Annotated in this window: 9 protein-coding genes and 1 pseudogene; 6 read left to right on the forward strand and 4 right to left on the reverse strand. The window is 73.7% G+C overall.

Translation table 11 applies throughout. The features are described 5' to 3' along the window. Nucleotides 1–137: 137 nt before the first annotated feature. Complete coding sequence (locus tag ACOJVX_RS20670; RefSeq protein ID WP_422647027.1) at nucleotides 138–917, reverse strand: GntR family transcriptional regulator; 780 nt, start codon at nucleotides 915–917, stop codon at nucleotides 138–140. 103 nt (nucleotides 918–1,020) lie between these two features. Beyond that, complete coding sequence (locus ACOJVX_RS20675; RefSeq protein ID WP_422647028.1) at nucleotides 1,021–2,109, reverse strand: isocitrate/isopropylmalate dehydrogenase family protein; 1,089 nt, start codon at nucleotides 2,107–2,109, stop codon at nucleotides 1,021–1,023. A 163-nt stretch (nucleotides 2,110–2,272) separates the two neighbouring features. Between ACOJVX_RS20675 and ACOJVX_RS20680 the strand changes: the two genes are divergently transcribed. Beyond that, the gene (locus tag ACOJVX_RS20680) at nucleotides 2,273–3,400 is read left to right on the forward strand and encodes a PrpF domain-containing protein (protein WP_081715771.1); all 1,128 of its coding nucleotides are present in this window, start codon (nucleotides 2,273–2,275) and stop codon (nucleotides 3,398–3,400) included. A gap of 591 nt (nucleotides 3,401–3,991) precedes the next feature. Here the strand turns inward: ACOJVX_RS20680 and tcuA are convergent. Next, on the reverse strand, nucleotides 3,992–5,539 hold the full coding sequence (tcuA, locus tag ACOJVX_RS20685) for an FAD-dependent tricarballylate dehydrogenase TcuA (protein WP_422647029.1): 1,548 nt from the start codon (nucleotides 5,537–5,539) through the stop codon (nucleotides 3,992–3,994). A gap of 277 nt (nucleotides 5,540–5,816) precedes the next feature. Between tcuA and ACOJVX_RS20690 the strand changes: the two genes are divergently transcribed. From ACOJVX_RS20690 to ACOJVX_RS20700, 3 genes and pseudogenes are all read left to right on the forward strand, one after another. Next, the gene (locus ACOJVX_RS20690; RefSeq protein ID WP_422647030.1) at nucleotides 5,817–7,136 is read left to right on the forward strand and encodes a Bcr/CflA family multidrug efflux MFS transporter; all 1,320 of its coding nucleotides are present in this window, start codon (nucleotides 5,817–5,819) and stop codon (nucleotides 7,134–7,136) included. Between the two features lie 148 nt (nucleotides 7,137–7,284). Then, nucleotides 7,285–8,271: a zinc-binding dehydrogenase gene (locus ACOJVX_RS20695; protein WP_422647031.1), complete on the forward strand. Its 987-nt coding sequence runs from the start codon at nucleotides 7,285–7,287 to the stop codon at nucleotides 8,269–8,271. 130 nt (nucleotides 8,272–8,401) lie between these two features. Then, nucleotides 8,402–8,485: pseudogene (locus tag ACOJVX_RS20700) on the forward strand (hypothetical protein); the annotation flags it as partial. Between the two features lie 55 nt (nucleotides 8,486–8,540). Here the strand turns inward: ACOJVX_RS20700 and ACOJVX_RS20705 are convergent. After that, nucleotides 8,541–8,801: a lasso peptide biosynthesis PqqD family chaperone gene (locus ACOJVX_RS20705; protein WP_418153756.1), complete on the reverse strand. Its 261-nt coding sequence runs from the start codon at nucleotides 8,799–8,801 to the stop codon at nucleotides 8,541–8,543. 344 nt (nucleotides 8,802–9,145) lie between these two features. Here ACOJVX_RS20705 and ACOJVX_RS20710 point away from each other — a divergent pair, with 344 nt between their 5' ends. Together ACOJVX_RS20710 and ACOJVX_RS20715 are read left to right on the forward strand one after the other, a co-directional pair. Then, nucleotides 9,146–9,763, forward strand: coding sequence for a TIGR00730 family Rossman fold protein (locus ACOJVX_RS20710; RefSeq protein WP_030105688.1), 618 nt, complete (start codon nucleotides 9,146–9,148; stop codon nucleotides 9,761–9,763). A 191-nt stretch (nucleotides 9,764–9,954) separates the two neighbouring features. After that, nucleotides 9,955–11,214 carry a cytochrome P450 gene (locus ACOJVX_RS20715; protein WP_418153755.1) on the forward strand — a complete coding sequence of 420 codons (1,260 nt, stop codon included), beginning with the start codon at nucleotides 9,955–9,957 and terminating at the stop codon, nucleotides 11,212–11,214. The last annotated feature ends 168 nt before the right edge of the window (nucleotides 11,215–11,382 follow it).

Here is an 11,382-nt window from a genome sequence, read left to right on the forward strand (position 1 = left end):
GGGCGGGACCGCGCTCGCCGGGTCGGGGCGGGCCTCCAAGGGCACCTGCTGCCCCGAAGCGGGTTCCCGGGGGGGTGGGGGCGCGGCACCGGCCAAGCCCCGCACGGCAGCGCGGGAGGGAGGCGGCGCGAACCGCCTCAGGTGTTGAGCAGCACGGCCAGCCGGATCTCCCTGGCGCTGCGCATGTGCTGCTTGGCGGCGGCCTCGGCGGCGTCCGGGTCACCCTGCTGGATGGCCCGCACGATCGCGTCGTGCTCCTCGATGGCGGAGGCCGGACGGCCAGGACGGGCGAAGGTCGTCGGCGGGAGGCGGCGCACCGCCTGTTCGGCCTGGGCCAGGAAGCGGTCCAGGTAGTGGTTGCCCGCCGCCTCCCTGATGAGCCGGTGGAACTCGATGTTCTGCTTGGCGAGCCGCTCGACGTTGGGCCGCTTGGCGGCCTTGGCCATCTCCGTCTGGACCGCGTCCAGCCTGCCGATCAACTCCGGGGTGGGCCTCAGCGCGGCCAGCCGCGCGGCGAGCCCCTCGAGGTTCTCCCGGATGACGTAGAGCGCGAGGATGTCCTCCAGGGACATCGGCGCGACGACGGTGCCCTGGTGGGCCGTCTTCACCGTCAGGCCCTCGTCGGACAGCCTGCGCAACGCCTCCCTGACGGGTGTTCGGCTCACCTGGAGCGCGGCGGCGATCTCGTCCTCGCGCAGCCACGTGGACGGGGGCAACGCACCGTCGAGGATCGCCTCCCGCAGCGCGTCCGACACGGCGTCGGTCGTCCGTCCCCAGGTCGGCTTGCCGTCGAGGTAGCGCGGCAGGGCGGCCACCGGCGAGTCGTGGGCCGGTCCCGTCACGGCCGAGGCCGGCGAGCCGGGGCTACCGGAGCCACGCTTGGAGGGCGGACGGCTGCGGTTACTTTCTGAGGCCACAACAGAACGTTACTTCGCGGACGGGGTGAAGTCCCATGGTGGTGGCCAGAGCGAAACCTGGTTCTCCCGCCGGCGACCCCCCGGCCGGCCAGCGGTGGAGTGGTCACCCGGCCGCCAGGCGCTCGACCACGGCGGCGGTCACCGCGCGGGTCCCGCCCTCCGGTCGCCCCTCGGCGAGCCGCACCGCACCGTCGGCGAAGGCGCCGTGCACGGCGGCCCGCACCGCGTCCCCGGCGGCCGGCAGGCCCGCGTGGTCGAGCAGCAGCGCGCCGGCCAGGACCTGGGAGACCGGGTTGGCGAGGTCGCGGCCGGCCAGGCTGGGCGCGCTGCCGTGGATCGGCTCGAAGTAGGCGGCATCCGCCCCGACGTTGGCCGAGGGGCACATCCCGAGTCCCCCGACGGTGGCCGCCCCCAGGTCGCTGAGGATGTCGCCGAGGAAGTTCTCCATGACCAGCACGTCGAAGTGCCCCGGGCTCGCCACCAGGTCGTGGGCGGCGGCGTCGGCGTACCGGAAGTCGTGCTCGACGTCCGGGTAGTCGGCGGCGACCTCCTCGAAGATCTCCCGGAAGAACGCGAAGCTGCGCAGCACGTTGCTCTTGTCGACGCAGGTCACGCGGCTCACACCGTCGACTGGCGCACCTCGCCGGGTGCGGGCCAGGTCGAAGGCGTGGCGGACGACCCGTTCGACGCCGTGCCGGGTCATCATCAGCTGGTCGACGGCGGCGCGGTCGTTGCGCACCCCGACACCCCGGGACAGGTAGAGGCCCTCGGTGTTCTCCCGGACGATGACGTAGTCGATGTCCCCCGGCGCGTACCTGGTCGGCGTGGCGACGCCCGGCAGCAGGCGCATGGGCCGCACGTTGGCGTAGGTGTCCAGGCCGCCCCGCAGCAGGCCGCCCAGCAGCCCGGCCTCCGTGCCGTCGGGGCGCCGCACGTCGGGCAGGCCCACGGGTCCCTTGAGCAACCCGTCGTACCCCCGCGCCCGGTCGAGGACCCCGGGGGCCAGCGCCTCCCCGGTGCGCCGGTAGGTGTCGGCGCCGCCGTCCTCGCGGACCAGCTCCAGCCGGTGGCCGACTCCGGCCACGGCGGCGTCGAGCACCTCGACGGCGGAGGCCACCAGTTCGGGTCCGATCCCGTCGCCCTCGATCACGCCGATCGTCAGCGTCCGCGCAACCTCGTCCCTACTTTGCATTCAATGAGTATGCAATACTCGCCCCACTGAGGGCCAGCGTCGCGACGACCGGGGTTGAGGTTGGCGCGAGAACCCCGCCCCAGCCGCCAGGGGACGACCCCTCCCGGCCGGCGGAGGCGCCTGGTCACGAATCGGACCAACCTGCGAGACGGCGGGAGGCAGCATGTCGATTGCGGTACCAGCGGTGCTGATGCGCGGGGGTACCAGCAAGTGCTGGACCTTCGACCTGCGGGAACTCGACGGCCTGACCGACGACCGGGACGGGCTGCTCCTCCGCGCGTACGGCAGTCCCGACCTGCGCCAGGTGGACGGGGTCGGCGGCGCCACCTCCACCACGAGCAAGGCGGCCCTGCTCGCCCCATCCCAGCGCGATGGAGTACACGTTGAATACACGTTCGCGCAGATCGGTATCGCCGAGGCGAAGGTGGACTGGAGCAACAACTGCGGGAACTGCGCCACCGTCGTCGGCCTCTACGCCGTCCAGCAGGGGTGGGTCGCCCCGACCGGCGACCTCACCAGGGTCATGGTGCTCAACACCAACACCGGCAAGCTGATCGCCCAGGACGTGCCCACCCCCGGCGGGCACCCCACCAACGAGGGCGAGGTGCGCATCGACGGTGTGCCCTTCCCCGGCCCCGGTATCCGGATGGGCTTCGTCCGACCGCAGGGGGCCGTCACGGGTCGTCTGCTCCCGACCGGGCGCGCGGTCGACCACCTCGACACCGAGCGGGGCCCGGTCCGGGCGACGCTGGTCGACGCCGGCAACCCCTCGGCCCTGCTGTGGGGCCCCGACCTGGGTCTCGACGGCACCGAACTCCCCGCGCGAGTGGACGGGGACACCGACCTGCTCCGGGTGTTGGACCAGGCCAGGGCGCACGCCTCCGAACTCATGGGCATCGCCCCCGACCGGGCCCGTGCCGCCGAGGTGTCCAGGGCCATCCCCAAACTCGCCTGGCTGGCCCCGAGCACCGACCAGCGCACGCTGTCCGGGGAGGCGGTCCGCGCCGACGAGGCGGACGTCTCCGCGCGCATGTTGTCGATGGGGCGGACCCACCCGGCGCTGGCGGTGACGGTCAGCGTCGCTGTCGCCGCCGCGGCCGCGACGCCGGGGACCGTCGTCCCGGAGAGCGCGCGGCACCGCGACCCGCTGCGCCTGAGCACGCCCTCCGGCGTCCTCCCGCTGTGGACCAGCAGCGAGGACGGCGAGCTGGACACCGTGTTCGTGCTGCGGAACGCCCGCCGGCTCGCCACGGCGACCCTGGACGTCCCCACGTCGGCGGCCCTCGGCTGACCCTGGCCGGGTGGGCCCTCCCCGATCTCCGCCGGCCCCCGGGGCCTCCTCCGGGGGCCGGCACCCGGAACGGCAGCGCCGCCTCGCCACGAAGGGCAGTGGCGGCGGGGCGGCGCGTCCTCGGGACCGCCCGCGCGCCCCGGGCGGTCCCCACCCGACCTGTCGACGGGCCGACCCGCTGGCCACTCGACCAGCCACGGGCGAGCGCCCTCGGGGCACCCCACCACCCGGGGGACGCGCGGCCGCCCCTCGGAAGGCGCCGACGATCCGCGCCGATCGCGGGTCCGCGACGGCCTCCGCGCCCCGGCCCCCGAACCGGGGGGACCCCCGCCACCCGCTGACCGCACCACCACCCGGCGGCGCGTCGACTGCCGGCGGGCAGCCCCACCAGCACTCCACACCCACGGCAGCACCGGAGGCACGACGAGACCGGTCCACGGGAAGGGCCCGGGGGCGGGTACCGGCGGGGGAAGCGGTTCACGAGAGGACCGCGCGGCCCCGCCGAGCTGGGTACCTCTCCCGACGGGGGAGCCTCCCGGGCTCCGTCCCGGCCGGGGGCGCTGCTCCCACCGGCCGGGACCGTGCCGCCCCTCAGGCGCGGAGCTGGGCGCTCTCCCCGGCCGCCGCGTACCCGGCCAACCGACCGAAGACCGCGCCCGCGGTCAGGCCGGAGCCGCCCGGGTAGTTGCCGGAGAACAGCCCGCCGACGAGCTCTCCGGCGGCGTAGAGGCCACCGATGCCCTCACCGGCCGCCGTCAGCACCTGGGCGGTCTCGTGGTGGACGCGCACACCGCCGAAGGTGAAGGTGATCCCGCAGGCGACCGGGTAGCCGTAGAACGGCGCGGTGTCCAACGCCTGCGCCCAGTTCGACTTGGGCGGGTCCACCCGCGCCGCGCGACCGTCCTTGACGGCGGGAGTGAACTCCACGTCGACGATCGACTCGTTGAACTCCCGCACGGTGCCCAACAGGCCGTCGCGGTCGACGCCGAGTTTGTCGGCCAGTTCCTCCAGGCTGTCCGCCACCGCGCTCGTGATGGGCACGCTGTCGTACTCCAGGGTCCGCAGGATCGGCCGGGTCTTGGCGTCGAAGAGCTGGTAGGCGACGCCCTCCGGCTGGGCGAGCACCTCGCGCCCGTACTTGGCGTAGGTGAAGTTGCGGTAGTCCGCGCCCTCGTCGATGAAGCGCCGCCCGTCCCGGTTGACCACAATGCCCACCGGATAGCTCTGCCGGGTCAACTGGTTGGTCAGCTCCCGGTTGCCACCGTCGGGCGAGGCGCCGGCGTCCCACTGCACGCTGTGGCAGGAGCCCCAGTCGCCGTGCGGAGCTGCGCCGGCGGCCAGCGCCATCTCCAGCACCTCGCCGGTGTTGAGCGGGTTGCCCCGGACCAACGCCCGCGACCACCCCGGCCCGAGGTGCCGTTCCCGCAGGTCCGGGTTCGCCTCGAAGCCACCCGCCGCCAGCACCACGGCCCCGGCCGCGACCTCGCGGCGGGCACCGGATCCGTCCTGGTAGACGACGCCCCGGACGGCTCCGTCGGCCCCCCGCACCAGCTCGCGGACCTCGGCCTCGTAGCGGATCTCCACGCCCGCGCTCTCGGCGGCGGCGGTGTGCTGGGCGATCAGGCCCTTGCCCCCGTCGACCGTGCCGACGGCCAGCCCACCGAAGAAGACCCACCGGCCGTCCTCGACGTAGGTCTGGCGCTCGTACAGCAGCTGCCAGCGGAGGCCCTTCCCGGTCAACCAGTCGACGGTGTCGGCGCTGTGGTCGACGAGGGTGCGGGTCAGGACCGGGTCGTTGCGGCCCTCCGTCACCCGCGCCATGTCCGAGGCGAAGTCGTCGGCGGAGTAGGCGGGCAGCTCGGTACTGGGCAGCCGCTCGACGCTGCCCTCGTCGAGGATCGGGGCCAGGGCTCGCCCGCCGCCGTGGGCGAAGCGGAACGCTCCCGCCGTGTAGTAGGAGTTGCCACCGGCCGTCTCCCGCGCGCCCTTCTCCAGCAACAACACGCTCGCACCTCGCTCGCGGGCCGCGTGTGCGGCGGAGAACGCGGCGTTGCCGCCGCCCACGACGACGACGTCGACCCGCTCGGCCGCGTCTGGTGCCGGGACGGCGGTGGAACCACTGACTGGGGTGGACCGCATCGGCTGTCTCCTCACTCTCCGGTCTGACAAGCGTCTGGTTCCATGCGACCCGGGTTCACCAGGATCCTGGAGCCGCACACATTGTATGCAATAAGTATGCGATTACGGGAGAGGTGGGCGACGACCAGCCCGCGACCACGCCGGGGATGAGCTGGCACACATCCGAGATGGAATCGGGGTGGTCGGACGTTCGCTGAAGGTTGTCTAATGAAACTGTCTGCCGGGTCAACCGGCGCCGCCTGGCGCCGCCGTTCACGGGCCCGGATCACAGGGAGGAATGGTGAATTCAGCACGCAATGGGCTCGCTGCGGACCAGCGTCAGCCCGCCGTGCCGTCCGAGGCGGACCGCGCACCCAGCGTGGAACGTCAACCCCGACAAGACCAGGCAGCGGAGCGGGCCGGCGAGCCCTTCCCGATCTCCCGGTGGCGACTGGCCGCGATCCTCGGAGCGCTGTCCGCGCTGGGCCCCCTGTCCATCGACACCTACCTGCCAGCGTTCCCCGCGATCGCCTCCGACTTCGACACCACCACCTCCCAGGTCCAGCTGAGCCTCACCGCCTGCCTGCTGGGTCTGGCACTCGGTCAGATCGTGGCCGGCCCCCTGAGCGACGCCCTCGGCCGGCGGCGGCCACTCCTCGTCGGCCTGTTCGTCTACGTCCTCTCCTCCGCCGCCTGCGCCGTCGCCCTGACCGCCCCCATGCTCACCGGCGCCCGCTTCGTCCAGGGACTGTCCGGGGCCGCGAGCCTGGTGATCGCCAGGGCGATCGTGCGCGACCGGTACTCCGGGGTCGCCGCCGCCAAGTTCTTCTCGATGCTGATGCTGGTCACCGGGGCGGCACCCGTGCTCGCGCCCCTCATCGGCAGCCAGCTGCTGTTGATCACCTCCTGGCAGGGCGTCTTCTTCGTCCTCGCCGGCTACGGCGTGGTCCTGCTGCTCCTCGCCGGCCTGCGGCTCCCCGAGACCCTGCCGCCGGAGCGCCGCCGCAGCGGAGGCGTCCGGGACACCCTGCGGACCTACCGTGGACTGTTGGCCAACCGCTTCTTCCTGGGCTGCGCGCTCTCGGGCGGCCTCGCCTTCACCGCCGTGTTCTGCTACATCTCGGCGTCGCCGTTCGTGCTCCAGGACATCTACGGGGTCTCCCCGCAGACCTTCGGCCTGCTGTTCGGCCTGAACTCGGTCGGCATCGTGATCGTCGGTCAGATCAACGGGTTGTTGGTCAGCCGGTTCGACCAGCGCAAGCTGCTGATCACCGGGCTCTGCTCCGCCCTGTTCGGAGCGACGGCGCTGCTGGTGGTCGTCACCACTGACGTGCTCGGCCTCGCCGGTGTCCTCCCGGCCCTGTTCCTGGTGGTCTCCAGCATCGGCCTCGTGATGCCCAACACCACCACGCTCGCACTGGCCGACCACCCGGACGCGGCCGGTTCCGCCTCGGCGCTGCTCGGGATGCTCCAGTTCGCGCTCGGTGGCTTGGCGGCCCCGCTGGTCGGGCTCGGGGGCAGCGAGAGCGCGGTGCCGATGGCCCTGGTGATGGTGCTCACCGCGCTGGCGGCCCTCGGGGTGTTCCTCACCCTGACCCGGGGCCGGCAGCCGGCCTGACGAGACGCCTCCCGTCGACCGGGTGTCCGGGCACCCGCGCGACCGAGCCAGGGAGAACGCGGCGGGATCCCGCTCGATCACGATCTTGACCTCGAGCGCGCTTGAGGTCATACCGTGCGGGCATCCATCCAGGCCCGGGAGCACAACCATGCGCGCGATCACACTGTCCTCGTTCGGCCCCGCCGATCACCTCGTGCTGGCGGAGGCCCCCGACCCGGTGCCGACGGAGGGCCAGGTCCGGGTCCGGGTCGCCGCCAGCGGCGTCCACCTCGTCGACACCCGACTGCGCCGAGGCGAGCCGGCCGGCCCGGCGAGGGCACCCGACCTCCCGGCCGTCCTCGGCCGGGAGGTCGCCGGGACCGTGGACGCGGTCGGGGACGGCGTCGATGGCGGCTGGCTGGGACGTCGCGTGGTCGCGCATCTCGGCGCCGTCGCCTCGGCAGGGGGTTACGCCGAGCTGGCGGTGGCCCCGGCGGCATCCCTGCACCCCGTGCCGGACGAGCTCACCCCGGAGGCGGCGGTCGCGATGGTCGGCACCGGGCGCACCGCCCTGGCCGTGCTGGACACGGTCACCCCCGGCCCCGCCGACGTCGTGCTCGTCCTGGCCGCCGCGGGGGGCCTGGGCACCCTGTTCACGCAGGAGGCGCTGGCCGTGGGCGCCACCGTCGTCGGCCTCGCCGGCGGCCCGGAGAAGGTCGACCGGGTGCGCGCGCTCGGAGCCCAGATCGCCGTGGACTACCGGAAGGAGGACTGGCCGGCCGCCGTCTCGGCCGCGCTCGGCCCGGAGCGGGCTCCGACGGTGGTGCTGGACGGGGTGGGTGGCCAGCTGGGCCGGCGAGCCCTGGAACTGCTGGGGCCGGGCGGGCGGCTGGCGATGTACGGCTGGGCCTCCGGCGTCGGCCCCACCGAGATCACCACCGCCGACCTCGTCGGGCGCGGTCTCACCGCGAGCTGGGGACTCGGGGCGCTCCGCCGGCCCGGCGCGCTCCGGGAACTGGAGGAACGGGCGCTGCGGGCGGCGGCGACGGGCCGCCTCCGGCCGGAACTGACCACCTTCCCCCTGGCGGAGGCCGCCGCCAGCCACCGCGCCCTGGAGGAGCGCCGGACCGTGGGCAAGGTGGTCCTGCTGCCGTGACCGGCCGACATGCCCGGGCGGGGCACGGCCCACCCGACGGTCACCTCCCGCGTTCCGCCGGAGGGCCGGCGGTGGCGGGCGAGGCGACGGCGTCGGAGGTCGTCCGGTCGGCTAGGACGTCGGGTCGCCGATGACCTGCCCGAGGCCGTCCGGAGCCCACTACACGCGATTCCTGGTGTGCGACTTCGACGGAGACGCTCGTGCCGAGGTCGTCCTGCGCACCTCCCCCGTCGGCGGGGCGGACCACCGACCGGCGAGTGCCCTGCCGATCAGGTGTGGGCCAGCTCCGCGCTCCGGAGCTGCTCGGCCAGTGCCCGCACCTCCGCCAGGGCCTGCCCGGTGTCGCGGTGCTGCTCACCGGCCAGTTCCTCGGCGATCTCGTCGTGGCTGAGACCGGCGGTGAGGCCACGGACGACCAGGGCACCCGACCTGTTCAACACCCAGTAACGACCGGTGCGCCGGTCGAGGAGGACCATCCCGTCCTCGGTCTCGGTCGTCGCCACGTCCGCGCGCAGCCGCAGGGGGGTCATCGCTCCTCCTGTTCTCGAGGGAACGGGTCGAACACCGGGGCGGGTGGCCCCTTCCCGGCCGCCGACCGGCACCGGTCCACCGCGTCGGCTCGACACCGTCCCGATCCCGCACCAGCGTTTGGCGTGACCCGGCCCGGAACAAGGGGACCGAGGCGATCTCACTCCGGTGACCAACGGTCCCGGTGAGGTGGGGGCGGGACGTCACACACCGTCGTCGCGGCGCCACCAGCGTCCGCGCACCCGCACCCCGGGCTCGGCCCGCGTGACGGGGTCTTCCCCTGTCCGCCGTCCGACGTCCACCGGGCCGTTCCTTCCCGACGGGCCGACCGGAATAGGGTCGGCCCGTGCGCATCTGTGTGTTCTGTGGATCCTCCCGTGGCCGGGGCGAACGGTACGTCGAGGCGGCCAGGGCCCTCGGCGAGCTCCTCGCGGCCCGCGACATCGGGCTCGTCTACGGCGGGGCCTCGGTCGGCACGATGGGAGCGGTGGCCGACGCGGCCATCGCGGCCGGCGGTTCGGTGACCGGCGTCATCCCCACCCAGCTGGTGGATCGCGAGATCGCCCACCCCGGCCTCACGGACCTCCGGGTGGTCTCTGACATGCACGAACGCAAGGCCATGATGGCCGAGCTGTCCGACGGGTTCATCGCACTCCCCGGCGGCGCGGGCACCCTGGAGGAACTGTTCGAGGTGTGGACCTGGGCGCAGATCGGGTTGCACGCCAAGCCCCTCGGCCTCCTCGACGTCGGTGGCTTCTACCAGCCGCTCCGCCGCTTCGTTGACCACATGGTCTCGGAGGAGTTCCTCGCGCCGGTGTTCCGGGACATGCTGCTCGTCGGGTCCGAGCCGGCCGAGCTGCTCGACCGCTTCGTCCGGTACGAGGCCCCGGAGAACAAGTGGGCGAACGCCAGGGCCCGCCAACTCCTCGGCGTCGACGAGCGGGGCGGCCCCCCGATCGACTGAGCGGCGGGGCCGGGGGACGGGGACGGGGACGGGAAACGGTCCGCGCCGGGCCCGGTGGGGCTCCGGGCCCGTCCCTCCCGGGCCAGCCGCTCAGTCGATCGGCCCCCTGTTCGAGGCGTGTCCGCGGCGCTAGCCTCGGTGTCGAAGGAGCCGGGAACGGCGGTGGCCGGGAGGCCACCGGGAGGTGGGACGTGACGGGAACCGGCCGCGACGAACCCGAACTGCGCCTGCCCTTCCCCGACGCCTTCGCCGTCGACCCGTCCCCGACCTGGGCCGAACTCCGGCGGGACGCGCCGGTGCGCCGGGTCCGCACCGTCGCCGGCGACGAGGTCTGGCTGGTCACCCGCTACGACGACGTCCGCGTCGTCCTCGCCGACCCCCGGTTCTCCCGGGCCCTCGTCGTGCGACCGGGTGCCCCCCGCACCGCCGTCGCCGCTCCGAGGGCCGGCTCGATCACGGCGGCCGACCCGCCCGAGCACACCCGGCTGCGCCGCCTGGTCGCCGGTTCCTTCACCCAGCGCAGGATGCGGGAGTTCCAGCCGTGGATCGCCGCGCTGACCCACCGCCTCGCCGACGACGTGGCCGCCATCGAGGGCCCCGCCGACCTGCGGCGGCTGTTCGCGCTGCCCCTGCCCATCACGGTGATCTGCCACCTGCTGGGCGTGCCCGCCGAGGACCAGCCGCGGTTCGCGCGCTGGTCCGAGGTCGTCTACAGCATGGACATGGCGGAGAAGGACGAGGTCGAACGCTCCTACGACGCGCTCGACGCCTACGTGACGGCGCTGGTGGCCGAGCGGCGCTCCGCGCTGCTCGCGGGCCGGGCCCCCTCCGGCGCGCTCCTCGACGAACTCGTGCTGGCCCGCGACCAGCAGGACCGGCTCAGCGAGGCTGAGTTGATCTCCCTGGTGCTCACCCTGCTGGTGGCGGGGCACGAGACCACGGCGAACCAGATCGGGAGCTTCCTGATCACCCTGCTCCGCGAACCCGCCCGGTGGGAGCGACTGGTGGCCGAGCCCGACCTGATCCCCGACGCCGTGGAGGAGCTGCTGCGGTTCAACCGCCTCGGCGAGACGGGGCAGTACCGGGTGGCGGCGGAGGACGTGACACTGGCCGGCGTGCGCATCCGGGCCGGTGACGGGGTCATCGCCGCGATCGGTTCGGCGAACCGGGACGAGGCGGTGTTCGACTCGCCGGACTCGCTCGACTTCGGGCGGGGCGGCGGGAACCCGCACCTGGCCTTCGGGCACGGCATCCACCACTGCCTGGGCGCCGCGCTGGCCAGGGTGGAGCTCCGGGAGGCTCTGCGGACCCTGACGACGAGGTTCCCCCGCCTGCGGCTCGCGGTCCCAGTGGGGGAACTGCGCTGGCGGCGTGTCCTCATCAGCGGTGTCGCGGAGCTTCCCGTCCACACCGGACCGCCCGCACCCCCTTCCGCGATCACAGCCCGTTGACCAGGGAGAACGCTGCGCTGAACCTGACCGCCGGTCACCGCCGGGACGCCCGTTTCCTAGTCCGAAAGCAGCATCCGATGTTGCTGCTTTCGCTCGTAGAGTTCCCACTACTCCCCACGTACGGTGAAGCCACCTCCCTAGCGAGGGCCCACAGTGATTCACCTCCTG

It is taken from the genome of Actinoalloteichus caeruleus, from assembly GCF_049311605.1.
GTDB classification, from domain to species: Bacteria; Actinomycetota; Actinomycetes; order Mycobacteriales; family Pseudonocardiaceae; genus Actinoalloteichus_B; species Actinoalloteichus_B caeruleus.